This window comes from Chloroflexus sp., assembly GCF_034435895.1.
In the GTDB taxonomy this organism is placed as follows: Bacteria; Chloroflexota; Chloroflexia; order Chloroflexales; family Chloroflexaceae; genus Chloroflexus.
The window spans coordinates 1-25,722 of record NZ_DAOTWH010000262.1; the positions used below are offsets into that span (position 1 = coordinate 1).

The window sequence follows — 25,722 nt, forward strand, 5'->3', positions numbered from 1 at the left end:
GCGAGCAGGGTGGCGTCGTCGTCGCCAAGGTAGACGGCGCAGAGGCCGGCGGCGGTGGCGGCGACCAGCACCCGGCCTAGCGGGCTAGCGGCGAAGGCGACGGTGATGGATGTGGTTATACTCACGGCGCGCTCAAGGCGAGGCATGCCTCACCTGCTAGGATGATGGGCTACCGGCTTGCAATTCTTCGGCCAGATCGATCGCGCGCAACGATGCCGCCGCTTTGTTGCAACTCTCGTTGAATTCGTATTCCGGCGTGCTATCGGCGACCACGCCGGCGGCGGCTTGGGCGTAGGCAACGCCATCTTTGACGATCAACGTGCGTAAGGCGATGCAGGTATCAAGGTCGCCGTTGAAGCCGAGGTGGCCGACCGCGCCGGCATAGACGCCGCGCTGCTCGCCTTCGAGTTCGGCAATGATCTCCATCGAGCGAATCTTGGGCGCACCGGTGACGGTGCCGGCGGGGAAGCAGGCGCGCAAGGCGTCGATCGGCTTCAGATCGGCGCGCAACCTGCCGGTGACCTCTGACACAATATGTTGCACGTGACTATACTTCTCGATGGTCATAAAGACCGGCACCTGCACCGTGCCGGGTTCGCTGATCCGGCCCAAATCGTTCCGGCCCAAATCCACCAGCATCAGATGCTCGGCGCGCTCTTTTTCGTCGGCCAGCAGCTCGGCGGCCAGCCGCTCGTCTTCGGCGGCATCGCGCCCGCGCCAGCGCGTGCCGGCAATCGGGCGGGTCGTCACCTTGCCATCGCGCACTTGCACCAGCATTTCAGGTGAAGCGCCGACCAGATCGCCTTCGCCGGTGCGAATGTAAAACATATAGGGCGAAGGATTGATTGTGCGCAGGGCGCGATAGATGGTGAAACTGTCGGCGCTGGTGGCCTTGCTGAAGCGTTGGGAAATCTGCACTTGAAAGATGTCGCCGGCCATGATGTACTCTTTGGCCCGCAGCACCGCCGCCTTAAACTCGGCTTCGGTACGGTTCGAGACCGCCGGATTCGGCACGACGCGCGCCGGCGTATTGTGCGGCTCGTAGTTGCGCAGGCTGAAGCCGATGGTCGGCGGCAGCGGCTTTTGCAGCCGGGCAATCAACGTCTCGATCCGGCGAACGGCGCGCTGATACTCGGCGGCCAGATCCTCGACATCGAGATGAACGTGCGAGATGACGATGATTTTGTGGCGGACGTGGTCGAAGGCGAGCAGCGTATCGACAAACATCCAACAGCTATCGGGCATGTCGTAGGGGCGCACCGGCGGCACCGGCAGCCGCTCGAAGTAGCGGGCCGATTCGTAGTTGAGATAGCCGACTGCGCCGCCGACGAAGATCGGCAGGTTGGGCAGACGGATCGGGCGGTAGGCGTTGAGGTAGCTCTCAAGCACGATCAGCGGATCGGTGTACGAGAGAGTCTGCTTGTAGCCGCCATGGATCGCTTGCGCCACACCGTCGTGCATGCGCAGCACCATATAGGGATCGCTGCCGATGAACGAATAGCGCCCCACATTCTGCCCGCCGGTCACGCTTTCCAACAGAAAGCCGAGACCGTTCTGCGCGATCTTGAGATAAGCCGACACCGGCGTTTCCAGATCGGCCATAATCTCGCGGTAGATCGGGCAGAGGTTGCCCTGCCGGCGCAAGTCGTACATTTGGTCAAGAGTTGGGTAATACATGTTGATATCCTTAATATCGTAACGCTTCCGTAACGGCGCACCACCGCGCGTCGCCACTGGCGGGATTATTTCCGATCATTCGGCAACACAAACCCCACCCGCTCGAGGATCAGGGTCATCTTGGGTTCGGCAACGGCCCGGGCCTGCTCGGCGCCAATCGCCAGAATGCGATCCAGCTCAGCCGGATCGTTCATCAACTGGTAGTACCGCTCGCGGATGGGGCGGAGCGACTCGACCACGACTTCGGCAACCTCCTTTTTCAGTGCGCCGTACCCTTTGCCGGCGAAATGGGCCTCAATCTCAGACCGGCTCTTCCCGGTGAGCAGCTCGTAGATTTGCAAGAGATTATTCACGCCGGCCCGTTCCGGGTCATCGCTAAAGCGGATTTCGTTGTAGGAATCGGTGACGGCCCGCTTAATCGCCCAGCGAATTTCGTCGGGGTCATCAACAATGCGGATGGCATGGCCGCGGGTGTTGTCCGATTTGCTCATCTTGGCCGATGGATCGTTCAACCCCATAATCCGGGCGCCGCTCTCGCGGATCACCGGCTTGGGAATGACGAACGTCTCGCCGTAGAGATGGTTGAAGCGCTGGGCCAGATCGCGGGTCAGCTCAATATGCTGCTTTTGATCCTCTCCCACCGGCACCTCATCGGCGTCGTAGAGCAGAATGTCGGCAGCCATTAGCACCGGATAGGTGAGCAAACCGGTCATCACACTCTCTTGCTTTTGGGCCTTGGTCTTGTATTGGGTCATGCGTTCGAGCCAACCCAACGGCGTGACGCAACTAAACACCCACGAACATTCGGCATGGGCGCGCACGTGGCTCTGCACAAAGAGCGTCGTCTGCTGCGGATCGATCCCGCAGGCGAGCAACAGCGCAGCGAGTTCGCGGGTTTGCTGGCGCAGCGCCGCCGGCTCTTGCGGCACCGTAATCGCGTGCAGATCAACGATACAGATAAAGTTGGTCTTTTGGCCCTGCCCGGCCACCCATTGCTGGATGGCGCCCAAATAGTTGCCGATATGCAGATTGCCCGAAGGCTGAATGCCGGAAAAGACCCGTGGTTTGCGTTCCATAAGCTACCCTCTTGTCAATATCTATCGCCAAAGGTGTGGTACGAGGAAGCCAGCTTTATTGACCGCCGAGTTCGCAGAGGACGCCGAAGAGAAAGCTTATCTCCTCTCAAGCGACCTGCGCCTCATCAGAGCGTTCCTTCAACAATGCTATACTAGAAGTATCGTTGCCCTTCATCAGCGTTTTAGGTACACAATGAAGCGTTTGATCCTCTTGTTTGCTCTGATCGGGCTGCTCGCCAGCCTGAGCGCGCCGATCATGCCGGCGCTGGCCGAGCCGTCCGCAACCTTCACCAGTCTCAACCCCGTGGTGCAACCACTGGCGTCCGCACCGGTGGCAGTGCGCATCAGGGGGTATGATGGCCCAGCCACCCTGCTTATCTTCGACAGCCGCGGTCGGTTCGCCGGCGCGTTTGGGCTGACCATTGCCAACGGCGACGGATGGGTCGAAGTAACGCCGCGCGGCGGGTTGGGCGAGCATTGGGCCGCGCTCTTCACGGCTGACGGGAGGATGGTGGCTAACGGCACGATCTACCGGCTGGAGGCTGAAACTACCCTGCGCACCGGCGTGGCTGGCTACGACCGGCTGTACCCGACGGTGCGCCAGTTTATGGCCGCCGACCGGCTGAGCTACCCGCTCGATGGGCAACAGGTGGCTGGCTACCGCTCGCCCGACAGCCCATTGCTCTGGCTGCGCGACCATTATTATCAAAACCGCGCGTTTCGCTACTTCGAGACCGATCTGCGCTCGTTGCCGGAAGCGTTCGCTCGCGTGCAAGCACCTGATGGCAGCCTGCCCGACTTTCTGGCTCGACCGGAATGGAACATCGTCGCCTTTCGCACCCCGGTCGAAGCCGACGTAGAATACCTCTTCGTGCAGTTGATCTACGAGACGTGGCAAGTCACTGGCGACACGGCGTGGATGCTGCGCATGCTGCCGGCGGCGCAACGCGCCATCGACTACACGATGCGCGATCCGCTGCGCTGGGAACCAGCGCTGGGTTTGGTCAAGCGCCCATTCACCATTGACACGTGGGATTACGAATACGGCCCGCCGATGATCAACCCGAACACCGGCGAACTGGGGCCGCGCCACTGGATCGACGACCAAACCAAGTGGGGCATCTTCCACGGCGACAACACCGGCTTGGCGGCGGCGCTCAATATGCTGGCGCTGATGGAAGAGGCGGCGGGGCAGGCCGATCTGGCTGCCGTGCGCCGCACCATTGCCGCAGACCTGATGGTGCGCCTGAATGCGCTGAGTTGGAATGGTCGCTTCTACACCCACCATGTCAAACTCATTCCCTACGACGTACCCGGCGTAAACGAAGCCGAGCAACTGAGCCTGTCAAATGCGATTGCGCTTAATCGCGGCGTTTTGACCGAAACGCAAGGGCGTGCGATTGTCGCCGAATACCTGCGCCGGTTGAACGACCCGAACCGGATTGCTTTCGCCGAATGGTACAGCATCGACCCGCCCTTCCCGGCAGGCGCGTTCGGCATGAATGGCCGGCTAGGCGAACGTCCGGGAGAGTATGTCAACGGCGGTGTGATGCCGCTGGTCGGCGGCGAACTAGCCCGCGGCGCGTTCCGGTACGGTTATGAAGCCTACGGCTTTAACATCGTACAACGCTACATTGACCTGATCGAACGCACCGGCGCGACCTACCTCTGGTATTACCCAACCGGTGGGATCGCACCGGTACACGAATTTTTGCCCACCGACGGCTGGGGCGCGAGCGCCATGCTCGGCGCGCTGGTTGAAGGCGCTGCCGGGATCGAAGACCGGCACATCGCCTTCAACACCGTCACCATTTCGCCGCGCTGGCCAGCCGATCCAGTTTACGCGATCCGCGATGTCTACGTGGTGGCCCGCTACGCCGCCAGCGACGGCTATGTCGCCTATCGCTGGCAATACACGCCGGCAACGGCCAACCAGCCGGGCCGGATCGATCTCACCGCCACCGGCAGCGGCGACAGCTTCCGGTTACGTTTGCTCGTGCCGGCAGGAGCGAAGCCGCAAACCGTGACGCTCAACGGCGCGCCGGTTCCCGTGCAGGTCGAGCAGATCGGTTTTAGCCGGTACGCCGTCATCGCCGCCGCCGGGCCGATCGCCACCGTGAGCGTCACGTTAAGCCGGTAGTAGCGACACAGCGGCGTTGTCTCTACAGTAGGGCCACAGCGGCGCTGTGGCCCTACGTAGCCCTACCGCGCCACCCCTCACGCACCCACCGACGGCAAGCCGGCCAACGCCATCGCCACTTCGGCGTCAGAATACTCGTAATCGCGCAGCTTGCCGGCCTGATAATCCATATAGGCCTGCAAGTCGAAATGGCCGTGACCGCACAGATTGAACAAAATCACCTCGCTCTTGCCCTCCTCCTTGCAGCGGAGCGCCTCGCGGATCACGCCGGCGATGGCGTGATTGGCTTCAGGCGCGGGCAAGATGCCTTCAAGGCGGGCAAATTGCACGCCGGCGGCAAAGGTTTCGAGCTGTTGGATGGCAATCGCCTCGATCACACCCAACTCTAGCAGATGGCTGACGAGCGGGGCCATACCGTGGTAGCGCAGACCGCCAGCGTGAATGCCGGGAGGCACAAAGGTGCTGCCAAGCGTGTGCATCTTAACTAGCGGGGTCAGATGGGCCGTATCGCCGTAATCGTAGGCATACTTGCCCTTGGTCAGCGACGGGCAAGCCGCCGGCTCGACCGCCACCACCCGCAGCGGACGCTCGCCGCGCAGCTTCGCGCCGATGAACGGGAAGGCAATCCCGGCGAAGTTCGAGCCGCCGCCGGTGCATCCTACCACCACATCAGGATAATCGCCGGCCATCTCCATCTGGATCATGGCCTCTTGGCCGATTACCGTCTGGTGGAGGAGGACGTGATTGAGCACGCTACCGAGCGCGTAGCGGGTATCATCGCGCTGGGCCGCCACTTCCACCGCCTCAGAAATCGCGATGCCAAGGCTGCCGGTGCTATCGGGATGCTCGGCCAAAATCGCGCGACCCGACGCCGTCTCGGTGCTGGGGCTCGCAATCACCCGCGCGCCGTAGGTCTCCATCAGCGCCCGCCGGTAGGGCTTCTGGTTGTAGCTGACTTTGACCATAAACACCTCGACCTCAAGGCCGAAGAGCGCGCCGGCGAAGGCGAGCGACGATCCCCACTGGCCGGCGCCGGTTTCGGTCACGAGCCGGCGCACACCCTCGATCTTGTTGTAGTAGGCCTGCGCGACTGCCGTATTCGGCTTATGGCTGCCGGCTGGGCTGACACCCTCGTACTTGTAGTAAATGCGGGCCGGCGTATCTAGCGCGCGCTCAAGCCGGCGGGCGCGGAAGAGGGGCGTTGGCCGCCACTGCCGGTAAATCGCGCGCACCTCATCGGGTATCGGGATGGTGCGCTCGGTGCTGACCTCTTGCTTGATCAGCCCCATCGGGAAGAGCGGTGCGAGATCGGCAGGGCCGATCGGCTGGCCAGTCGCCGGATGCAACGGCGGCGGCGGCAGAGAAGGCAGATCGGCGGCGATGTTGTACCACGACTCCGGCAGGCGGTCTTCGCTAAGCAGATACTTAACCGTTTCCACAGAACCCTCCTCGCAGCAAGAAACCAACAAAAAACTCTCGACCAAATTGGTCGAGAGACGGGGAAACCGCGGTGCCACTCTCGTTCGCCGCTGCTCGCGCAAGCGGCGCGCTCTACAGGTGCTGCCGGCTAAGCCGTTCCACACCTAGCGCCCTGATAACGGTGGCGTCTCCGGCAACGGCTACTGCGGTGTCAACCCGGTTCACCGCGCGACTCACAGGCCCATTCACAAGCGCCGAACTCGCCGATCTCGCACCACCACCGGCTCGCTGGACTGTCGCCACGCTTGCTACTCTTCCTGATCAACGTCAGCTATTTGAATGTAACGGCAGTATACCATTCCCGGCGACGAGTGTCAATGCAGGATGGTTGCACCGCAGCGGGTGCAGAGGCTTAATGGTTTGGCCATGTTCATCAGCCGCGCGACTGCTATAATGAAAGCGTCATCAGCCATTCGCAGAAAGGAAACATCAATGTCAACAGCCGGCAGCGCGCCCGATGAGCTGGTCTATCCCAACCAGATCAGCAAAGAGTGGTTATTCGACCTCTACAACAACGCTTATTTTGAGGTTGAACGAGATAGCGACGGCGACGTGTGTATCCGGCAAGGCTTTCGCATCTGGGCCTTCCCAATCCGCGAAGGCGAACAGATCCGGTTTATGAGCCAGTTTCGGGCTAGCCCGGCGCATGATCTGGCCGACCGGCTGCTGTACGTTAACCGAGTCAACGACGAATTGCACATGGTGCGCGCATACGTCGATCGCGACGGCGACATCGGCTTTGACGGCTATCTGGTTGTATCGGGTGGGGTCACGCGGCGCAACATCATCTTTGCCACCCGCACCTTCATTGATCACGTGCGGGCCGCGCTGGCGAAAGACCAGACGGATGTGATTGCGTAAGGTTCCATGTTCCCCCCCTTAAGGGGCAAACAGAACCTCTGATCCGGCGCCCGGCCCTGAAGGGTCGGGCTTGGGATACGAAGCCTGCTACGCGGGTTGAATAGCCACGAAAAGACGCAAAAGGCACAGAAATCTGTGTATCTTTAGTGGCTATTCTGCTCGGTGGCCCTCATCTCCCGGCCCCTCGCCCGCCGTGAGGTGAGCGAGGGAGAGCCACCGGATTGGCGGCAAAGACATTGCTTACGGCGAAGCAGGGCAGCTCCCCTCTCCCGCTGGCGTTCAAGGGTGGACAGAACACATGAGCGTAGATATTGTTGATGGCTCTGGAATGGGCCGTTGCGCCCTCACCCCCGGCCCCTTTCCCACTGGCGCGGGAGAGGGGAGTGCAAAACCGGCCCTTGAGTCATCGCAAAGCGATCAACGATTGTGATCAACTAAATGTTCTGTCCGTCCTTCAACCCGCTGGCGCGGGAGAGGGACTGGGGGTGAGGGTACCCTAGCGCCCGCATTCCTTCTGTCATTGCGAGGGAGGTGTGGCCCGCAGCCACGCGGGGGCCGCCCGACCGAAGCAATCTCCCACTTTGCCGCAACGGCTTCACTCCGTGCTCGTGGGGGATTGCTTCGCCGCGCGCGGGCAGAGCGGCGCTCTGCCCCTGCGCTTGGCTCGCAATGACAATGGGCGAGCGGGGGGAACAACCCACTCCCCAGCCTTCCCCCAGCAAGGTTCAAGGGCAGACAGCACCTCTGATCCGGCACCCGGCCCTGATGAGCCGGGCTATCCTTACGCAGCCCGCTACGCGGATTGCTGGCCCTCACCTCTAGCCCACTCTCCTACCTGATGGCTGGATCAAGGGCAAGCTGACAACCCCTGCCGTGACCGCCGAATGTTGCGTCTATGGAATAGACACCGAATCCACAGCGTGCCGATTGAATTTGAAATTCAGGTTAGTCATGGGTTGGATCATATTCGCATGAATCAACAACGGCCACCTGTCGTAGGCGGCCGGAGAGAGGGGGAGGGAGGGCGGTGTGTAGATTGGGAGTTGTTTTGTCTTGCGGCGACCACCGCAAATCGCTTCGCTTGACGGCATGCACTATAGCAATCTTAGATTAGCCGCAGATTAACCGAATATTAGATACGTGTTAACGTCTCGCCAAGCATTGTGAACCACACATGTTATCCACAATTCCACCAGTTATCCACTAATTTGTACGCTAAGCCGCTGCGGATGGGGAGGAGAGAGTGGAGAGACAGGTTGCCTAACGAACCGCGCTGCAATCTCAGCGTGACCAGCTTAGAAAAGCGGTGTATACTCAAACAGGAGGTCTCTGCACAGGAACGTAGATAGAGGAGTAGAGCGTGTCACAACGGATTGTGATTGTCGGCGCCGGGCCGGGCGGATTAGCGACCGCTATCCGGCTGGCCGGGCGTGGGTATCAGGTAGAAATCTTTGAGGCGGTTGACCGTCCGGGCGGGCGGATGCGCGGCTTCTCGCTCGGCGACTATCATTTCGACACCGGGCCGACCATCTTGCAAGTGCCGCGGGTCTACGACGAACTATTTAGCAGCGCCGGCTTGCGCTTTAGCGATTACGTGACCCTCGTGCGACTCGATCCAAACACGCGGATCCGGTTTTGGGATGGCGAATACCTCGATCTCACCTCAAACACCGCCGCCTTCAAAACGCAACTGGCCCGCTTTGATCCCGCCTTGCCGGCCGAATTCGAGCGGTGGTACATCGAGCACATCCGCAAGAACGTGGTTGGCTACGAACCATACCTCGGCACGCCGGTGCGAACGCCGCTCGGCTACCTCAAGCCGCGCGAAGTGGCGGCGGCGCTGGCCTTCCGGCCTTGGGAAAGCCTCTACGACCACTTCAAGCGCTTCTTCCGCGACGAGCGGGTGGTGTACGCGCTGTCGTACCAAGCGAAATACCTTGGCATGCACCCTACGGCCTGTTCGAGCGTCTTTAGCCTTGTCACCTTCCTCGAATTCGCCGAAGGCATCTGGCACCCGATCGGCGGCTTCCGAGCACTGGCGGTAGGGTTGGCCAAAGCGGCGACTGATCTTGGCGTGACGATTCATTACAACCGTCCTGTCAAGCAGGTGTTGGTCGAAGGCGGCGCAGCGACCGGCATCGAATTAGCTGATGGCGAGCAAGTACGCGCGGACGCGGTGGTGGTCAACGCTGACTTCGGCCACGCGCTGACCTACATTATCCCGCCGCATGCGCGGGGCAAGTACACCGATCAGAAGCTGAACTCAATGGAGTTCTCGTGCTCGACCTTTATGCTCTATTTGGGGGTCAACCGGCGCTGGGACGATCTGCCGCACCATCAGCTCTACCTATCATCAAGCATTCGCCGCAACGACCCGCTCTGGGCCAAGAGCGCAGTGCTTGATGAAGACGACCCGTCGTTCTACGTCTGCAACCCAACGATCGTCGATCCGGCCAATGCGCCTCCCGGCCACAGCACGCTGTTTGTGTTGGTGCCAGTGCCTAATTTGCGCTACCCGGTCGATTGGCCGGCGGTCGAGCAGCGCTACCGCGACCTGATCATTCGCCAGATGGCCAAACTCGGTTTTGAAGATGTTGAGCGCCACATCGTGGTTGAGCGGTGCTACACCGCCGAGACATGGCGCGACGAGCACCACACCTACCTTGGCGCAGTCTTCAATTTGATCCACAGTTGGAGCCAGCTCGGCCCGTTCCGGCCTCACATCCGGCACGACGGCGCGCGCAACCTCTACTGGATCGGCGGCGCCGTGCATCCGGGTAGCGGGTTGATGACGATTTTAGAGGCGGCCAAGAGCGCGGTGCATTTCATTAGCGAAGACGTGCCTTTGGCGCAACCAGCGGCAGTCGGACGGTAAGGTCAATCGGAGGGCCGCACTTTGGTGCGGCCCTCCCGGTCATCTCAACCACGGCTGCATCCCCACCTGCGACATCAATCACGCGCGCTGCCATGGGCCAACGCAAACAGCTCAGCGACATCTAACAGCAGGGCTGGTTGGGGCAAATCGCGCACCACGCCGCACGAAATGCCATCGATGTGATCGAGCGGCGCGAGGCCATTGGGGCCAACCCGGTGCAAACTGATCACCTCATCAACCAGCAAGCCAATCTCCGGCGGTTGGTCGATATCCGGCGCAGCGAGCAGAATATGGCTATCAAGCGCATAGCCGGGCGGCTCGCCGAGGAGCGAACGGCCATCGATCACCGGCACCGTCGCACCGTGGATCGTCACGATGCCGCAGACCACCAGCGGAGCATCACCGGGCGGCGCTAACTCGCTCAGGCGCGACGTATGCACCACAGTCTGCATCGGTAAAGCCACAAACCGGCTGCCAATGCGACAGACAACCACCATCGCGGTGGGGGGCGGTTTCAGCAGGCTCATAGAGACCTCCTCATCGTGTAGCGGTACTGGTTGAGGAACGCTACGAACACCCAAAAGAGCGCCAATAGGGTGGGGCGTCTGCGGTTGCGCTCTGCGGACAGCTCTTTATGCTTCACTCTGCGCCCGGCAAGCGGACGAAGAAACGATACGCTCATTACCAACCTTCACAAAGCGAGCAGCGATCGCGGCTAGGGCAAACGCGACTCAAGCTAGCTCGATTTGTTCATACAGTACCGCGGAGAACAGCAGCGCAGAGTTACAATCGGGCAACGCGCGATGAACGTTAAACCTTTCCAGACGGTCTATATTGGGCTGGATTTAGCGTGGTCGGAACGCAATCCAAGCGGGTTAGCCGTTTGCGCCGGCACGCCAGCCGGGGCGCGGCTCGCGCAGCCGCCAAGCCGTCTGGTGACAAACGAAGCTATCGTGCAAGCCATTCGTACCGCAATCGGTGATGCACCAGCCATCCTTGCGATCGACGCGCCATTGATCGTCCCTAACGAGACCGGACGCCGGGAAGCTGAAGCGGAACTAGCCGCCGCATTCCGGCGGTACGATGCCGGCCCGCACCCGGCCAACCGGCGCTTGTTGCGACGCTACGGCGGTGTGCGCGGCGAAGCGCTGCTAGCCGCGCTGGCGGTGGACGGGTTTGTCTACGTTCCCGCCATCGAGACTGGTATGAACGGGAGGTTCATCATCGAAGTCTTTCCCCACCCGGCAACAGTGGTCTTATTTCGCTTGCCGCACATCTTGCGCTACAAAGCGCGGCCGGGACGCGAGCTAGCCGAGCGCCGGCGCGAACTAAGCCGCTACCTGAGTTTGTTGCGGGGATTACCCAGCGGCGATCCACCTCTGCTTGGCGTTGACCGCCTGTGGAGCGAGAGCGACCTCGACCAGCTCGGCCCCAGCGCACTGAAGGCGATTGAAGACGAAGCCGATGCGTTGCTCTGCGCGTACATTGCCCTCTACGGCCAGCGTTGGGGCGCGGCGCGCTGCCGCAGCTTCGGCACGGCGGAGGGCGGGGCGATTTTTACGCCGTATTGGGCAGAGAGTACCTAACTTCAGCGCACTATGGAATGCGGCAGCATGACTGCCGCACTCCACATTTTCCAAAAATATCGGTGCGGGTGCAGGATTCTGCACGCCGGAGCGATTGCAGCGCTACTTCCCGCATAGTATGCTAGATCCCAACGGCCCACAATGAGCTGGACCGCCGGCAACGAAGCCGAAACCGAGGAAGGAAGCACGTGATGGCAACCCGCCACCATCCACTACGACAGGTATGGATGTTCTTGGCTGTCACTTACGGTTTCTCGTGGCTCTTTTGGATTCCCGCCGCGCTCAGCGCCCGTGGCGTCACCTTCTCATCTTCACTCACTGATTTCCTCAACGGGCCGCTCAATCCAGCCGCCTTTGGCCCCTCGCTGGCGGCGCTGGCACTGACGTGGCAACACGAAGGATGGCGCGGCGCGCTAGGGTTATTGCGGCAGGGACTTGACTTCCGCTTCGGATGGCGCTGGTTGACCATCATTTTGATTGGGCCGCTGATCATCTTTGGCGGATCGATTATCGTTGCGACTAGCATCAGCGGACGCACCATCGATACGTTCGGTCATCAGCGACCCGCTCTTTGCGCTGATCGCGTTCTTCGTCATCCTCTTCACCAGCGGGCCATTGTAAGAAGAATTTGGCTGGCGCGGCTAGGCCTTGCCACGCTTGCAAGCGCACTATGGCACGACGATCGCGAGCTTGATCATTGGCGTAGCGTGGTGGTTGTGGCATGCGCCGGCAGTCTTCATTCTAGGCCGGTTCATGGCCAATAACTTGCTCACCTTTAGCGCGCTAGCGATCTTCATCGTCCTTACCTCGTTCATCTTCACATGGATCTACCAGCGCACCAACGGCAGCATACTGGCATGCCTGTTGTTGCACGCCGCCATGAACTGGTCAATCTAGGTAGTGATGCTATCAATGCAGATTGACCTCATCACGATTGGGTGTATGATCATTGCGCTTGCGATCGCCGTCGGGTTCATCACGGCCCAAACAACTCGTTTCGCCGCTCACCAATAAATCATTGCAAACCCTATGCTCGACCACACCGCCAGCACCGAACTCTTTTACCAATTCGGCCTTGCCCTGCTGATCGGCGCACTGATTGGCTTGCAGCGCGAGCATGCCCACGGCGCGAGCGGTGATCTCTTCGCCGGCGTGCGCACGTATGCCATCGTCGGCGTGATCGGATGCGCGGCTGGGTTGGCAGCGCTAACCCTGCAAGCGCCGGAGATCTTCGCAGCGCTGGTATTGGCGGTAGGCGGGTTATTGATCGCGGCCTATGTGTTAAGCCATGGCCGTGAAGGTCCCGGCCTGACCAGCGAGATGGCCGTGCTCATCACGCTGCTCTGCGGCGGGATGGTCGCGTGGGGGTATGGCACAGAGGCCACAGCGGTCGGAGTGGCTATCGCCGTTCTGCTGGCGCTCAAAGCGCGCTTGCACGGCTTGGCGCGCCAGCTCAGCCCGCAAGATATGCAAGCAGCTCTCACCTTGGCCGCGATCAGCCTGATCGTCTTGCCGGTGCTGCCGAACACCCCCGTTGGGCCGACCCCGTTTGATGTGATCAACCCACAGAAGATCTGGCTCCTCGTTGTCTTAATCTCGACGCTGAGCTTTAGCGGGTATGTGCTCCACCAAATCATCGGCGCAACCCGCGGCATCGCGCTTACCGGCCTGATCGGCGGGATCGTCTCTTCCACCGCCGTGACGCTCAGCAACACCCAACGCAGCCGGATCGCGCCGGAGTTGAGTCAGGAATACGCGCTGGCCATTTTGCTCTCGTGGGGTGTGATGTTTGTGCGGGTCGGGTTGCTCACCGGCGCCGTCGCGCCACCGGTGCTCCAAGCCTTATGGCCGATCTTGCTGGCCGGCGGCAGCGGCTGCCTGCTCTGGGGAGGGTGGCTGGCCCGCCAAGCGCGCCAGCACGAAGGAGCGCCGCTGAGCTTTGGCAATCCGTTGGCATTGCGTTCAGCGATTGGGTTTAGCCTGCTCTACGCAGCCATCCTCGCCGGCGCCAATTTTGCGCGTGTTCAGTTTGGCGATGCTGGTCTCTTTATCACCAGCATCTTCGGCGGCCTCGTCGATGTTGATGCAATCACGTTATCGCTCAGCGAGCTAGCGATTACTACCGGCGGATTGGTCAGCGAGCTAGCCGCGAGGGCAATTGGGATCGCGGTGCTCACCAATACGGTGGTCAAAGGGGGGATTGCGTTAGCTGGAGGCAGCACGCACTTGCGGCGCGCCATTGCGCCAGCATTGCTCTTGATCAGTGGGGCGATACTGGTCACGCTCGTTTGGCCATGGTAAGATCACATCACGCCAGCTACCAGACGAGCGGCACTAACCGCCACGATCGTTGCTGGTATTCGCGGTAACTGGGGATGGAAGCCGACAGCATCCGTTCTTCATAGCTCAACTTGGACACCAATACCGCCAGCAAGAGCAACCACAACCCCCAGCGCCACAACGCTGGCGACGCTAATACCCATGCTAGCGCCGCCAGCAGCAGACTGGCGTACATTGGGTGGCGGATCAAGCGGTACGGGCCTGCGTTTACCAATTCAACCCGCGGCAGCGGATCGGGCAACACCGAGAGACGGTGCAGGCGCATGGTGAACAAAGCCCACAACCCAAGCGCCAATCCAGCGGCTAACAACCCCAGCAAGAGCGGGGACGAAGGAACTAATGGGCCAGTGAAGGCTATCGCTCCTAAACTAGCAAACTGGCCAAACACCAACCCAAACGAGCGTAACGGCGACCGAATCATCATCAACAACCTCCTGAGGTATCACCAGATAAGGCCTACTCTCATGATTGCATCAATTCGCGGCGTGATCCAGAGCATTGGCACCGATCATCTGATCGTCGAAACCGGCGGCATTGGCTTCCTCATCTACGCCCCCCGCCCCACGCTAGCAGCCGCCGGCGCGGTTGGCAGCGACATCTTGTTGTATACGATCCTGATCGTGCGGGAAGACGCACTCACGCTGTACGGCTTCAGCGACCATGCCCAGCGCAGCCTGTTCGATCAACTGATTGGGGTGAGCGGAGTGGGGCCAAAGATGGCGCTGAGTTTGCTCTCGAGCGGCACCCCGGATGAAGTGCGCAGTATGATCGCCGGCGGCGATCTGACCCGGCTGGCGCGAGTGCCGGGTATTGGCAAGAAGACGGCGGAGCGGATCGTGCTTGAACTACGCGGCAAGATTGATCTTCGCCAACTGGCGAGCGCCGGCAGTCCAAGCACTAGTGCCATCGACCGTGAGCTGAGCGATATTTTGGTGAGTTTAGGCTACAGCGCCGTCGAGGCTGCTGCCGCAATCGCCTCCTTGCCGTCCGACGCGCCGCCGGCGTTGGAAGAACGGTTACGGTTGGCGTTGCGTTATTTCGGGAGCGCCTAACCCGGCCAGCCGGCGATCACCGGTCTGCCGCCAGCAAATCGCTCGATCTGGGCCAACGTGATCACCGGGATCCCCAACGCGACCAAGGGATCCCGCCCCTGTTGGAACAACTTCTCAACCACAAACGCCGCCGCCACGACGTTAGCGCCGGCCTCGTGCGCCATTTCCGCCAACGCCAGCGCCGTGCGTCCGTTTGCCAAAAAATCGTCCACAATCGCCACCCGTGAACCGGTGGGCAGAAAGCGGGCCGTAATCGCCAACAGGGTCTCGCGGCCTTTGGTTGGCGAAGGCACCCTGCGAGTCAAGGCCGGGGCAGGCACAGCGGGGTCGTACTTCTTCGCATAGACCAGCGGGACACGGCAGGCAAAGGCGGTGGCAAGTGCCGGCGGAATTCCGCTCGCTTCTGCGGTCAAGATCAGGTCAGGCTGAAATGGCGCTAACCGGTTGGCCAACTCGGCACCAATAGACTGCATGAGATCAGTGTCGATGCGGTGATTCAGAAAATGGTCGATCTTGATAATCCGGTCATCAACAGTCACGGCCTCTTGCCCGATCCGCTCGACGAGGATCGGGAAGGGATCACAAGGTGCTGCACGTGTTCTAGTCATACATCATCCACAGTCCTAAATACGGTATTCCAGATCAACATGATAAAACAGTCCGAGAGAAAACCGTCATGATCGTAGTCTTGTAGAAGATGGGGAAATGACCGGACTAACCGCTTCCCAATGCGCTAGCTGAGATGTGGAAAGCATGGGAGTGAGTATCCACATGGGGAAAAGAATCAAGAAGGGGAATCCGTTGTTCCGCAGAACGTCCACGCGCTATCAACGACGTATTCCGCACGTTATCCACAGGGATGGCGAGTTTTCCACATAATATCGCCAGTTATCCACAAGCTGGGGAAAAAAGAGGGGGGTGGATTTTCCACCCCCTCCGGAGCCTATCTGTGGAGCTTACGATTTATCACTAGGGCGATCGCGATCACCGAGGTCTAACGTATTGATAAAGTTACGGAAGATCGACAACGAATCTTCGTTCAGTTCCGGCTCAGGTTCCGAAGTAGATTCGGACTTGGTTTCTTCGCTGCGGCTGGCAGTTGGGGGGGCAGACTCATCGGCCTGTTCTTCCTCATCGAAGAGAACGCCGGCCTGATCCAGCACATGGTCTGCCACGAAAATCGGGGCTTGCACCCGTTCGGCGAGCGCAATCGCATCGCTAGGGCGGGCATCAAGCTCGACCGTGCGCCCAGCCTGACCGATCACAATCCGCGCGAAGAAGGTGTTATCGCGAATGTCATTGACGTAAATATGGCGAACTACCCCATCCAATTCGCCGATGGCAGCCTTGAGCAGGTCGTGGGTCATCGGCCGTTGCGGTTCTTGACCCTGAATAGCCATCGCGATGGCATCGGCTTCAAATTGGCCGATCCAGATAGGCAGATAGCGATTTCCTTCGGTTTCGCGGAGGACGACGACCCGACTCTGCGTTAACAGGCTGACACGGATACTATCGACGACGACTCGTATCATCGGCCGGCCTTTCATGAAACGCCCTTCACCGGTTCACAGGGGGAGGCCGGATCGGGCAGCGGAAAATCAGCAGTTATATCTTATCATGCGATGAAAGATGCCGTCAAGATTGACAAACTATTCCGCTCGGTGTATGCTCTCTCGGTGAAGTGAGCGAGAACACGCAATGCAGGTTATCTTCGAGCAACCTCCATGGTATGAGCGGTGGGTGCGCAGCCAGCGACGGTTGGCTGCGGCACGTAGGACTGCTCGTCGTCTCCGTGAAGGCCGGTATCATACGGGTGAGGCATTACCGGACAGCGCCAAGCGGCGAGTCGTGCGTTGGCAATTCCGTCCATCTCGCCGTCTAGGGCATCTCTTGCTGCTGGCGGCTGTCATCCTGATTCTTGCTATTGATCGTACGCTCCCACTCCAGACGTTTACCCCTATCAGCCATGCTGGGCCGGCGCCGGTTATAACATCGTTGTTGCCAGCGGAGCAAGCGGTTGTTGTTGCGCCGGCAGTACGGCATACAGCGGCGGCGCCGAGCGAGCCTGAACCGATTGCGCCGGCGGTGCGCGCACCCATACCCGTGGCGACTGCCTATCAGACGATCCACCTTCTTGCCGAGGGTGAGACGCTGGCTGAGGTGGCGGCACGCTACCAGATCCCGCTCAGTACGCTGGTGTGGACGAATCAGCTTGATCGAGGCGACGCGCTGCGGGTGGGCCAGCCGTTGCGGATTGCGCGCTTGGCTGGTGCGGCGCATACGGTGGTGGAAGGTGAGACGCTCGCGGCGCTGGCGGCACGGTATAGCGTCGCACCGGAGGCAATCGCCATCTTCGCGCCGAATCGGCTGCGTGATGGTCAGTTGATCGTTGGGCGCGAGATCTTCATTCCGGGCGGGCGATTGCCGTGGACGGCGGAGCAGGAGGCGGCATTCGCCCAGCGCACGGCTGAACCGGTTGGGATCGTATTAGCGGATGAAACAAATGTTCGATCAGGGCCGACCACGGATCACCCCCGACAGGCGCAGTTAGCCGCCGGAAGGCAAGTTGCGCTGCGTGGCCGGTACAACGATTGGGTCAAGATCACGATCGGTGATATCACTGGCTGGATCCGGAGTGATTTGCTCGAGTTGGATCCGGCGGTGGTGGCTGCCTTGCCGGAAGTACGTGACTTCCCGCCGCCGCCGCCGCGTTGGGTGTGGCCGGCGCGTGGGGTGTTGACATCGGGGTTTGGCCCGCGCTGGGGCGGTTTCCATAATGGGATTGACATTGCCAATGCCGCGTGGACGCCGATTGTAGCGGCGAGTCGCGGTTGGGTCTACGAATCGGGCTGGTGTAGCGGTTACGGCTATTGCGTGAAGATCCGGCATCCCGGCGGGATTGAGACGATCTATGGCCACTTGATTGCGCGTCCGGTGGTGCGGGTTGGTCAAGAAGTCAGCACCGGTCAATTGATCGGCTATATGGGCAGCACCTACGATCGCGCCGGTGGCGGTTATTCAACCGGTGTCCATCTCCACTTTACCCTCCTTGTCAACGGGCGCGCGGTGAATCCGCTGCGTTATTTGCCGTAAGAGCTGGGATAGCCACGAAAAGACGCACAAAAATCCCTCCGAGCCGGCGCTTGGTAGGTGGCGGGTGACTCATCTGCGTTTCTTTGCGGCAATCCTAACTTAGGTGTCACGGTAACGTACCCTCCTCGTTGCCTATGGTACAATAGCGGTTGGATTGGCTGCTTAGCGCGGGTGTTTCACGTGAAACAGCAACCAACAGGCCCACAACCGCGAATACTCGCTATCGCCAACCAGAAGGGCGGCGTCGGCAAAACTACCACTGCCGTGAATCTGGCCGGTGAACTGGCCCGGCGCGGGCGGCGCGTGCTGCTGGTTGATATTGACCCGCAGGGTAATGCGACCACGAGCCTTGGCATTGCGAAAGCGTCATTGACGGTGACGACCTACGATCTGCTGCTGGGAGGCGCACCGCCAGAGACGATCCCGATGGCGAGCGGACGTGATCGGCTTGAGCTTATTCCCGCCGATCAAGAATTGGCTGGCGCAGCGATTGAATTGGTCGATCTCAACCGGCGCGAATGGCGGCTCAGTGATGGCTTGGTTCCCCTCTTGCCGCGCTATGATTGGATCGTGATCGATTGCCCGCCCTCATTGGGCTTACTCACCCTCAATGCCCTGTGTGCGGCCAACGCGGTGCTCATTCCGTTGCAATGTGAATATCTGGCGCTGGAAGGATTGGCGCAGCTTAAGGCCACGCTGGAACGGGTGCGCGAAAGTCTTAATCCGACATTGCGCATTCTCGGGGTGGTGATGACGATGTACGATGGCCGCACCAATCTGGCCCAACAGGTGGTTGATGAAGTGCAGCGCTACTTTCCTCGCCTCATCTGCCGTACCTTGATCCCGCGCAGCGTGCGCCTGAGCGAAGCGCCGAGCCACGGGCGGATTGCCTATGAGTATGATCCGCACGGCCGTGGCGCGCAAGCTTATGCGTTACTGACCGAAGAATTGGTTGGACGGGAGGAGCGATTAGTATGAGCCGGAAGCGTGGTTTGGGCAGCGGGTTAGATGCGCTCATTCCGTCATCTACGGCGGAGCAGGCTGCCGTGCGTGAATTGCCGGTGACGGCGATACGGGCCAATCGCGCGCAGCCGCGCACATCGTTTGATGAAGCTGCCCTCGCTGAACTCGCCGCTTCTATTCAAGAGCACGGGGTGTTGCAGCCGCTGATCGTCAGCGAAGACTTGGCTGGCGGCTATGAGCTGATCGCCGGCGAACGCCGGCTGCGCGCGGCGCGAATGGCTGGCTTGGCCACCGTGCCGGCAATTGTCAAGAATGCGACGCCCCAGCAATTTCTTGAATTGGCGTTGGTTGAGAATGTGCAGCGCGCCGACCTCAACCCGCTGGAAGAGGCCCAAGCATATGAGACGCTGCGGCGCGAGTTTGGACTTGGTGACGAAGAGATTGCCCGCCGGGTCGGTAAAAGCCGGGTGGCGATCGTCAATAGCCGCCGCCTGCTCCGACTTGCCCCCGCGGCCCGGCAAGCCCTGCTCGACGGCGCGATCAGCGCCGGCCATGGGCGGGCACTGCTACGGCTCGACGATCCCGCTGACCAACAAGCCGCGCTTGAACTGATCCAACAACGTGATTTGAACGTGCGCGATGTCGAACGCCTCACTGAACTGGCCAGCCAACCCGGTCTGGCGGCGCCGACCCGGCGCGCGTTGTGCGCCGGACAGATCGAACCGGCACAGGCACTGGCGTTGCTTCAGCTTACCGATCCCCAAACCCAAGCGTCCGCTTGCGAGGCGATGATCACCCGTCGCCTTGGCATTGCCGAGAGTGAACGGCTCTGCGCGGCGTTGGCTGCCGGGGCCAATCTCGATGCTGCCATCGCAGCAGCGAAAGGTTCTACCAGCACCGTGTTGCCGGCGACACCGGCAGTACGGTCTGCACCAGAACGTCAACGCGCGAGCGATGCCCGCTCACCGGAAGATCAGATGGCCCAGCAGATGTTTGAAGAGCTGTTGCAAACGCCGGTACAGATTTCACGCAGCGGGCGCACTATCAGAGTGACAATTACCCTGTACGATGACGAACAATTGCAAGGTTTGTACGATCGATTAGTAGGAAATGGCTAAGCGCGCTATGGTAGATGTTATTGCCTTTGGCAATCCGGTGTACGACGAGATTATCACGCCGGTGGTGCGCACCGAAGGGCGCGTGCTGTCGGGGTGTTCGACCAACGCCTGTCTGGCCCTCAGCCGGCTTGGCCGCGCCACCGCATTGGTGGGGCGGGTGGGGCCTGATTACCTTGACCGGTTTCAGTCTGATCTGGTTCGCTACGGGATTGCGCCGTTTGTGGAATTAGCTTCCCAGACTGGCGGCTTTAAGCTGGTGTACGATCATCGCGGTGATCGCACGCTCGATGTGCTCGGCGTGGCTGAACCGATTACCGCTGTGCCGGCAGCCGTCGCCACCGCTCAAGCGGTTATCGTTGGTCCGATTTTGCAAGAGACGCCGCTCGCGTTGATCCAAGCCATCCGCTCTCAGACCGATGCGCCAATCATGCTTGACCCGCAAGGCTTGCTGCGCCGGTTTGGCGCCGATGGCCGGATCGCGCACTTTTTACCGGATGAATTCGCTGCGATCGCGCCGCTGTGCCACGTGATCAAAGCGAATGAAGTGGAAACCAAAGTCATTACCGGCATTGATCCGAGGATCGATCCGGTGCTGGCGGCGCGGCGGTTGCGCGAAACCGGCTGCGCGATTGCGATTGTCACCATCGCCGAAGCCGGTTCGCAGATTGATGATGGTGAACGCTCGATCGCGATCCCGGCGTACGCAACCGATGCCCGCGACCCGACCGGCGCCGGCGATACGTATATGGCAGGCTTCTTACACGCCTATCTCGCCAATCCGCGCGATCTCTTCCGGGCCGGCTGCACCGGCGCGGCGACAGCCTCGATCTGGATTGAACATACCGGCCCTGATGTGCCGATCATGCTGGCCGAGGTGGAGCGGCGGACGTCCGCTCTGCTATCACAGCATTGATAATGGCAAACTCTGATGGAATGAACGCTTCAGTCATTGCTCTAGCTAAAGGATGAACGTCAATGATGCCGTTGCTTTCCCGTTTTCGCCAGTTCTATGAACAGGCCTCCTTGCCGCTTGGCCATTTCTGTACCCGTCTGGGAATCCATCCCAATATGCTGACATATCTGAGCCTCGTGTTCAGCGTTTTGGCTGGTTATCTCCTCTCACAACGCGCCTTCCTCTGGGGAGTGGTGGCTATCTTGTTGATGGGGCTGGCTGATGTCCTCGATGGTGCGACTGCGCGCGCCAGTGGCAAGGCGAGCGAGTATGGGACGGTGCTTGATCACGTGACCGATCGCTATGCCGAGGCGTTTGTGATGGGCGGTTTGATGCTCTCTGGCGTGGTGGCGCCGGTGTGGGCGTTGTTTGCGATCTTTGGTATGGTGATGGCAAGCTACGTGCGCGCCCGCGCAGAAGCGACCGGTAAATTGGCTTCGTGCAATGTCGGCTTTGCCGGCCGGCAAGAAAAGCTCGGTCTGCTCTTGTTCGGCTTGGTAGTCATGCCGTTCTTTCCCAACCTGCCGATCCTCGAATGGGCCGTGATCGCTGTCGGGGTCGCCTCGCATATTACCGCCGTGCAGCGGCTGCTCTACACACGCCAGATGCTGGTGGGATCGGCCCGCGATCGAAAATTGCGCAAGGAATCAGGAGTTGCCTAATTCACTGCTTACGAGGTTGCTATGTCACTGTCAGAAGCCGAAGTTCGTCACGTCGCCCGCCTCGCCCGCATTGCTCTGTCCGATGAAGAGATTGCCGTGATGCGGGCCCAGCTCTCAGCGATCCTTGACTATATCGCGATGTTGCAGGAAGTTGATGTAAGTGATGTGCCGCCAACGGCGCAAGTGACCGGCCTGACGACGGTCTGGCGGCCTGATGTGGTGGGCGAGATGTTGACGCAAGCGCAGGCGTTGGCCAACGCACCCGATCAGCAAGATGGCATGTTCCGCGTGCGCGCCGTGTTTGAAGAGTAGCGCAGCGCGGGTGGGTAAGCGTCATCAGCCGTAGCTGAACTGCAACCTTTCGCAATTCGGCAACGTCGTACCGGCAGCGATGCATAGTGCTGATGCAGGGAAAGGATACGGCGATGTACGGGAACAATGGCAATGGCTCGCGCCAATCGTATGTGATCATTGGCGGCTACCCAATCAAGTCGATCTACGTGATCATCTTCGGGTTGATCGTCTTTGGGTTGGTGGTCTACTTGTTGCTGCGCTTCTTTAACATCGGTCTCACGATGCACTTTAGCGCCTTTGCCGGGGTGCTGTTGCTGATCGCCAATCTGCGCGAACTGTTGGGCACGGGCTATACCCAGCGCGGCAGTACCGCCCTGCTCAATACATTGGTTGGCGGTGGCCTGATCTGTGCGTGGCTGGCCCAATTCTTCGTCTTCTTCTGGTTGCCGGCGTTGCTGGCGGTTGGCGTCGCGACGCCGCTGGTACTCAACCGGTCGGGTGTCTACGCCACCTATCTGACCACCGCCCAGCAAGCTGTCGAGCGGGTGCGCCGCACATTGGTGCGGTGAGAGGAACATAAATGGGGCAGCATGCAAGGGCGGGGGTCAAACCCGCCCTTACTGTCTCCTACGGATAGATCCGGTACAATTGGCGCGGGAACGGGATCGTCTCGCGGATGTGGCGGGTGCCGGTGATCCACGCTACAACGCGCTCAATCCCCATGCCAAACCCGCTGTGCGGTACCGTCCCATAACGGCGCAGGTCAAGGTACCACTCGTAGTCCTCGATCCGCAAGCCGTGCTCGCGGATGCGCTGCTCAAGCAAGACTGGGTCGTGGATACGCTGCGAACCGCCGATGATCTCGCCGTACCCCTCTGGCGCCAGCAAGTCGGCGCAGAGCGCCACCTCGGGCCGGTTGGGGTCGGGTTGCATATAGAACGCTTTCACCGCTGATGGGAAACGCTCGACGAAGACTGGCCGGTCGAACTTCGAGGCGATCAGTGTCTCGTGCGGTGCGCCGAAGTCTTCGCCCCACGGCAGCGGATCAGCTCCCTCAACTTCACCCTGATGGTTGGCAATCAATTCAATCGCCTGATCGTAGGTAATGCGCGGGAAGGGCGGCACGACCTGCTCGAGCATGGTAGTGTCGCGCTCCAGCACCTTCAGATCTTCGCGCCGGCGATCGAGCACGCGGGCCACAATCGCGCTGACAAATTGCTCTTGCAGCCGCATGTTGTCTTCGTGATCGGCAAACGCCACTTCCGGCTCGATCATCCAGAATTCGGTCAAGTGCCGGCGCGTCTTGCTCTTTTCGGCGCGGAAGGTGGGGCCAAAGCAGTACACCCGGCCAAACGCCATCATGCCGGATTCGACATAGAGCTGGCCGGTTTGGGCGAGATAGGCTTTGCCAAGGTCGAAGTAATCGGTGGCAAAGAGGTTGGTCGTGCCTTCGGCGGCGGTCGCGGTGAGGATCGGGGTGTCGAAGCGCACAAAGCCCTGCTCGTTGAGCCATTCCTGCGCGGCGGCGATCACTTCGGCCCGGATGCGCAAGATGGCGTGCTGCTTGGAAGAGCGCACCCAAAGATGGCGGTGTTCCATCAAGAATTCGACCCCATGCTCTTTAGGGGTGATAGGGTAGTCGTGGCTTGGGCCGATGAGTTCAATCTCTTCGACATCAAGCTCATACCCTCCCGGCGCCCGCTCGTCAGCACGCACGCTGCCGGTAATCCGGCATGAACTCTCTTGCGTTAACGCTTGGGCGGTGGCAAACGTCGCTTCACTCACATTCTTTTTAAAGGTCACGCACTGAATCGTTCCGCTGCCATCGCGCAACAAGATAAAAATTAGTTTGCCTTTCTCAGTCTTGTGGTAGACCCAGCCGGCCAGCGTCACCCGTTGGCCGGCGTGGCGGGCAATGGTCGCGACAGTTGCAGTCGGCAACAGCGACATACACACTCCTTTATTGCTCACTATGGCCAAGGCGCGTAACCGGTCGCTGACAAACCGCTTCAGCGCGTGATCGTTGGTCTGAGCATCGCCTTGGCTCGCTACTCACAACTTCCCACTCCCCATTCCCGTTTCTACCGCGTCAGTATGCCACGACTCAGAACGGCTGGCAAATTGACAGCAATCGCCCGTTACCGGATAATGCTTGCCAAAGGCGCGTAATCGCGGCGAATGCCGCACAGCGCCTGATCTGCGCATGTTTCCTGTAGGTGAGGAATTGACGATGAAAGCTGTGGTTCAGCATTGGCATACCCATCCGGCGGTGCGTGCCGCGTTGGCCGATCTGGCTGACTATCGTTCGACGTTGGCAACAGCGATCGAGATCCAACAGGTGCCGGCTCCGACCTTTGCTGAACGTCCGCGTTCCTCGCTGGTGAGCCAACGGATGCAGGCGCTCGGTTTGCACGATGTCGAAATCGACGAGCTAGGCAATGTCTATGGCCGCCGGCCCGGCCAGCACGATCGCCCAGCACTGTTGGTTTCGGCGCATCTCGATACCGTCTTCCCCGCCGACACTGATCTCTCGATCCGCTACGAAGGCGATCGGGTCTATGGCCCCGGCATTGGTGATAACAGCGCCGGTTTGGCTGGTCTGCTGCGCTTGGCGGAGGTCTATCAGCGGTTTCATCTGCCTACCGCTAGCGATATTTGGTTTGTTGCGAATGTCGCCGAAGAAGGGTTGGGTGATCTGCGCGGGATGCGGGCCGTGATCGACCGGCTGCGCACCCGGCTCGGCGCCGTCGTGGTGATCGAGGGCTGTGATTTTGGCTCCCTCCACCATCAGGCGATTGGGGTGCGCCGCTTTCGGATCGAAGCCTCGGGGCCGGGGGGCCATTCGTGGGGCAATTTTGGCACGCCGAGCGCGATCCATGTGCTGGTGCGGCTGGCTGCCCGCCTGACCGAACTGAATGTGCCGCTGTCGCCCCGGACGACGTTTAATATCGGTACGATCAGCGGTGGCACCTCGGTCAATACGATCGCCCAACACGCCAGTATGCTGATTGATCTGCGCTCGGTGTCGTCAGCGGCGCTGACCGATCTGGTCAACGAGGTCTACCGCTTGGTGGAAGAGGTGACCCTCGAACAACCCGAAGTGCATTTGCAATTGACCAAGGTCGGCGATCGCCCGTCTGGCGCGATCCCGCGCGAGCATCCGCTGGTGCAAGCGGCGGTGGCCGCGTATCAGATGGTTGGCGCGCAGATTTCGTTCCAGCAGAGCAGCACCGATGCCAACATTCCGCTCAGCCTTGGGATGCCGGCGGTGTGTGTCGGTCTGACCGACGGTGGCAATGCCCATCGCACCGATGAGTATATCTTGCCGGCCAACCTGAGCCGAGGGATGCAGGCATTGCTCTTGCTGACGTTGGCTGCCGCCGCGATCGAGGGGTAAGGCGCTTGTCGTGGGCAGCGCAACATGAGTATGGGTCATCTTCCCTTTCTTCGCCTGAAGGAGGGGAGATGAGGTTAAATCCGTTAGGATGCGAAGGCGATGGCCGATGCCGCCAAATGGCTCAACCGTCCGGCTCTGGCGATGTGCCAAAGGGTTC

Annotated in this window: 24 protein-coding genes; 16 read left to right on the forward strand and 8 right to left on the reverse strand. The window is 60.5% G+C overall.

Annotation, left to right across the window (positions count from 1 at the left end):
• Positions 1–156: 156 nt before the first annotated feature.
• Positions 157–1,677 carry an anthranilate synthase component I gene (gene trpE / locus U9R81_RS14995; RefSeq protein WP_322496238.1) on the reverse strand — a complete coding sequence of 507 codons (1,521 nt, stop codon included), beginning with the start codon at positions 1,675–1,677 and terminating at the stop codon, positions 157–159.
• A gap of 65 nt (positions 1,678–1,742) precedes the next feature.
• Positions 1,743–2,753 carry a tryptophan--tRNA ligase gene (gene trpS / locus U9R81_RS15000; protein WP_322496239.1) on the reverse strand — a complete coding sequence of 337 codons (1,011 nt, stop codon included), beginning with the start codon at positions 2,751–2,753 and terminating at the stop codon, positions 1,743–1,745.
• Positions 2,754–2,946: 193 nt separating this feature from the next.
• On the opposite strand from trpS, the gene U9R81_RS15005 reads away from it, so the two are divergent.
• Positions 2,947–4,893: a hypothetical protein gene (locus tag U9R81_RS15005; protein ID WP_322496240.1), complete on the forward strand. Its 1,947-nt coding sequence runs from the start codon at positions 2,947–2,949 to the stop codon at positions 4,891–4,893.
• 77 nt (positions 4,894–4,970) lie between these two features.
• On the opposite strand, the gene U9R81_RS15010 is transcribed toward U9R81_RS15005, so the two are convergent.
• Positions 4,971–6,332: a TrpB-like pyridoxal phosphate-dependent enzyme gene (locus U9R81_RS15010; protein ID WP_322496241.1), complete on the reverse strand. Its 1,362-nt coding sequence runs from the start codon at positions 6,330–6,332 to the stop codon at positions 4,971–4,973.
• A 472-nt stretch (positions 6,333–6,804) separates the two neighbouring features.
• Between U9R81_RS15010 and U9R81_RS15015 the strand changes: the two genes are divergently transcribed.
• Positions 6,805–7,233 carry a YbjN domain-containing protein gene (locus tag U9R81_RS15015; RefSeq protein ID WP_322496242.1) on the forward strand — a complete coding sequence of 143 codons (429 nt, stop codon included), beginning with the start codon at positions 6,805–6,807 and terminating at the stop codon, positions 7,231–7,233.
• A gap of 1,360 nt (positions 7,234–8,593) precedes the next feature.
• Positions 8,594–10,108, forward strand: a complete 1,515-nt coding sequence (locus U9R81_RS15020) for a phytoene desaturase family protein (RefSeq protein WP_322496243.1) — start codon at positions 8,594–8,596, stop codon at positions 10,106–10,108.
• 74 nt (positions 10,109–10,182) lie between these two features.
• Here U9R81_RS15020 and U9R81_RS15025 read toward each other — a convergent pair whose 3' ends face one another.
• Positions 10,183–10,635 carry a chemotaxis protein CheW gene (locus tag U9R81_RS15025; protein ID WP_322496244.1) on the reverse strand — a complete coding sequence of 151 codons (453 nt, stop codon included), beginning with the start codon at positions 10,633–10,635 and terminating at the stop codon, positions 10,183–10,185.
• A gap of 276 nt (positions 10,636–10,911) precedes the next feature.
• On the opposite strand from U9R81_RS15025, the gene U9R81_RS15030 reads away from it, so the two are divergent.
• From U9R81_RS15030 to U9R81_RS15045, 4 genes are all read left to right on the forward strand, one after another.
• A complete protein-coding gene (locus U9R81_RS15030; RefSeq protein ID WP_322496245.1) occupies positions 10,912–11,694 on the forward strand; it encodes a DUF429 domain-containing protein in 783 nt (260 codons plus the stop codon).
• Between the two features lie 191 nt (positions 11,695–11,885).
• Entirely contained in the window at positions 11,886–12,458 is a 573-nt protein-coding gene (locus U9R81_RS15035; RefSeq protein WP_322496246.1) for a hypothetical protein, read from the forward strand.
• Positions 12,385–12,591: a type II CAAX prenyl endopeptidase Rce1 family protein gene (locus U9R81_RS15040; protein WP_322496247.1), complete on the forward strand. Its 207-nt coding sequence runs from the start codon at positions 12,385–12,387 to the stop codon at positions 12,589–12,591. Before U9R81_RS15035 ends, U9R81_RS15040 begins: the two co-directional genes overlap by 74 nt.
• A 132-nt stretch (positions 12,592–12,723) precedes the next feature.
• Positions 12,724–13,995, forward strand: a complete 1,272-nt coding sequence (locus U9R81_RS15045; protein ID WP_322496248.1) for an MgtC/SapB family protein — start codon at positions 12,724–12,726, stop codon at positions 13,993–13,995.
• A 16-nt stretch (positions 13,996–14,011) separates the two neighbouring features.
• On the opposite strand, the gene U9R81_RS15050 is transcribed toward U9R81_RS15045, so the two are convergent.
• Complete coding sequence (locus U9R81_RS15050; protein ID WP_322496249.1) at positions 14,012–14,458, reverse strand: methyltransferase; 447 nt, start codon at positions 14,456–14,458, stop codon at positions 14,012–14,014.
• Between the two features lie 40 nt (positions 14,459–14,498).
• Between U9R81_RS15050 and ruvA the strand changes: the two genes are divergently transcribed.
• Positions 14,499–15,086 carry a Holliday junction branch migration protein RuvA gene (gene ruvA, locus U9R81_RS15055; RefSeq protein WP_322496250.1) on the forward strand — a complete coding sequence of 196 codons (588 nt, stop codon included), beginning with the start codon at positions 14,499–14,501 and terminating at the stop codon, positions 15,084–15,086.
• Here the strand turns inward: ruvA and U9R81_RS15060 are convergent.
• Both U9R81_RS15060 and U9R81_RS15065 read right to left on the reverse strand, forming a co-directional pair.
• Positions 15,083–15,694 (reverse strand): phosphoribosyltransferase family protein, encoded by a 612-nt coding sequence (locus U9R81_RS15060; protein ID WP_322496251.1) that lies wholly within the window; start codon positions 15,692–15,694, stop codon positions 15,083–15,085. The genes ruvA and U9R81_RS15060 overlap by 4 nt on opposite strands.
• A gap of 348 nt (positions 15,695–16,042) precedes the next feature.
• Positions 16,043–16,618, reverse strand: coding sequence for a bifunctional nuclease family protein (locus U9R81_RS15065; protein WP_322496252.1), 576 nt, complete (start codon positions 16,616–16,618; stop codon positions 16,043–16,045).
• 166 nt (positions 16,619–16,784) lie between these two features.
• Here U9R81_RS15065 and U9R81_RS15070 point away from each other — a divergent pair, with 166 nt between their 5' ends.
• The 7 genes from U9R81_RS15070 to U9R81_RS15100 all read left to right on the forward strand — a co-directional run bounded on the left by U9R81_RS15070 (position 16,785) and on the right by U9R81_RS15100 (position 22,737).
• Positions 16,785–18,179: a LysM peptidoglycan-binding domain-containing M23 family metallopeptidase gene (locus tag U9R81_RS15070; RefSeq protein ID WP_322496253.1), complete on the forward strand. Its 1,395-nt coding sequence runs from the start codon at positions 16,785–16,787 to the stop codon at positions 18,177–18,179.
• 180 nt (positions 18,180–18,359) lie between these two features.
• Positions 18,360–19,157, forward strand: a complete 798-nt coding sequence (locus U9R81_RS15075; protein ID WP_322496254.1) for a ParA family protein — start codon at positions 18,360–18,362, stop codon at positions 19,155–19,157.
• Positions 19,154–20,260, forward strand: a complete 1,107-nt coding sequence (locus tag U9R81_RS15080) for a ParB/RepB/Spo0J family partition protein (protein WP_322496255.1) — start codon at positions 19,154–19,156, stop codon at positions 20,258–20,260. The genes U9R81_RS15075 and U9R81_RS15080 overlap by 4 nt, the downstream gene beginning before the upstream one ends.
• A 7-nt stretch (positions 20,261–20,267) precedes the next feature.
• Complete coding sequence (locus U9R81_RS15085; RefSeq protein WP_322496256.1) at positions 20,268–21,173, forward strand: PfkB family carbohydrate kinase; 906 nt, start codon at positions 20,268–20,270, stop codon at positions 21,171–21,173.
• A gap of 62 nt (positions 21,174–21,235) precedes the next feature.
• Positions 21,236–21,874, forward strand: coding sequence for a CDP-alcohol phosphatidyltransferase family protein (locus U9R81_RS15090; RefSeq protein WP_322496257.1), 639 nt, complete (start codon positions 21,236–21,238; stop codon positions 21,872–21,874).
• A gap of 21 nt (positions 21,875–21,895) precedes the next feature.
• Positions 21,896–22,186 (forward strand): Asp-tRNA(Asn)/Glu-tRNA(Gln) amidotransferase subunit GatC, encoded by a 291-nt coding sequence (gene gatC / locus U9R81_RS15095; RefSeq protein ID WP_322496258.1) that lies wholly within the window; start codon positions 21,896–21,898, stop codon positions 22,184–22,186.
• A gap of 113 nt (positions 22,187–22,299) precedes the next feature.
• Complete coding sequence (locus U9R81_RS15100) at positions 22,300–22,737, forward strand: hypothetical protein (RefSeq protein ID WP_322496259.1); 438 nt, start codon at positions 22,300–22,302, stop codon at positions 22,735–22,737.
• Between the two features lie 58 nt (positions 22,738–22,795).
• Here the strand turns inward: U9R81_RS15100 and asnS are convergent, their stop codons facing one another.
• A complete protein-coding gene (gene asnS / locus U9R81_RS15105; protein ID WP_322496260.1) occupies positions 22,796–24,118 on the reverse strand; it encodes an asparagine--tRNA ligase in 1,323 nt (440 codons plus the stop codon).
• A gap of 280 nt (positions 24,119–24,398) precedes the next feature.
• Here asnS and U9R81_RS15110 point away from each other — a divergent pair, with 280 nt between their 5' ends.
• Complete coding sequence (locus U9R81_RS15110) at positions 24,399–25,565, forward strand: M20/M25/M40 family metallo-hydrolase (protein WP_322496261.1); 1,167 nt, start codon at positions 24,399–24,401, stop codon at positions 25,563–25,565.
• The last annotated feature ends 157 nt before the right edge of the window (positions 25,566–25,722 follow it).

Coding starts and splice junctions, on each gene's coding strand:
- U9R81_RS15025 (WP_322496244.1), bottom strand. CDS start 10,635: ATGAGCCTGCTGAAACCGCCCCCCACCGCGATGGTGGTTGTCTGTCGC.
- U9R81_RS15045 (WP_322496248.1), top strand. CDS start 12,724: ATGCTCGACCACACCGCCAGCACCGAACTCTTTTACCAATTCGGCCTT.
- U9R81_RS15080 (WP_322496255.1), top strand. CDS start 19,154: ATGAGCCGGAAGCGTGGTTTGGGCAGCGGGTTAGATGCGCTCATTCCG.
- trpS (WP_322496239.1), bottom strand. CDS start 2,753: ATGGAACGCAAACCACGGGTCTTTTCCGGCATTCAGCCTTCGGGCAAT.
- U9R81_RS15005 (WP_322496240.1), top strand. CDS start 2,947: ATGAAGCGTTTGATCCTCTTGTTTGCTCTGATCGGGCTGCTCGCCAGC.
- U9R81_RS15035 (WP_322496246.1), top strand. CDS start 11,886: ATGGCAACCCGCCACCATCCACTACGACAGGTATGGATGTTCTTGGCT.
- gatC (WP_322496258.1), top strand. CDS start 21,896: ATGTCACTGTCAGAAGCCGAAGTTCGTCACGTCGCCCGCCTCGCCCGC.
- U9R81_RS15110 (WP_322496261.1), top strand. CDS start 24,399: ATGAAAGCTGTGGTTCAGCATTGGCATACCCATCCGGCGGTGCGTGCC.
- U9R81_RS15050 (WP_322496249.1), bottom strand. CDS start 14,458: ATGATGATTCGGTCGCCGTTACGCTCGTTTGGGTTGGTGTTTGGCCAG.
- trpE (WP_322496238.1), bottom strand. CDS start 1,677: ATGTATTACCCAACTCTTGACCAAATGTACGACTTGCGCCGGCAGGGC.
- U9R81_RS15060 (WP_322496251.1), bottom strand. CDS start 15,694: ATGACTAGAACACGTGCAGCACCTTGTGATCCCTTCCCGATCCTCGTC.
- U9R81_RS15015 (WP_322496242.1), top strand. CDS start 6,805: ATGTCAACAGCCGGCAGCGCGCCCGATGAGCTGGTCTATCCCAACCAG.
- U9R81_RS15065 (WP_322496252.1), bottom strand. CDS start 16,618: ATGATACGAGTCGTCGTCGATAGTATCCGTGTCAGCCTGTTAACGCAG.
- U9R81_RS15090 (WP_322496257.1), top strand. CDS start 21,236: ATGATGCCGTTGCTTTCCCGTTTTCGCCAGTTCTATGAACAGGCCTCC.
- ruvA (WP_322496250.1), top strand. CDS start 14,499: ATGATTGCATCAATTCGCGGCGTGATCCAGAGCATTGGCACCGATCAT.
- U9R81_RS15030 (WP_322496245.1), top strand. CDS start 10,912: ATGAACGTTAAACCTTTCCAGACGGTCTATATTGGGCTGGATTTAGCG.
- U9R81_RS15100 (WP_322496259.1), top strand. CDS start 22,300: ATGTACGGGAACAATGGCAATGGCTCGCGCCAATCGTATGTGATCATT.
- U9R81_RS15070 (WP_322496253.1), top strand. CDS start 16,785: ATGCAGGTTATCTTCGAGCAACCTCCATGGTATGAGCGGTGGGTGCGC.
- U9R81_RS15085 (WP_322496256.1), top strand. CDS start 20,268: ATGGTAGATGTTATTGCCTTTGGCAATCCGGTGTACGACGAGATTATC.
- asnS (WP_322496260.1), bottom strand. CDS start 24,118: ATGTCGCTGTTGCCGACTGCAACTGTCGCGACCATTGCCCGCCACGCC.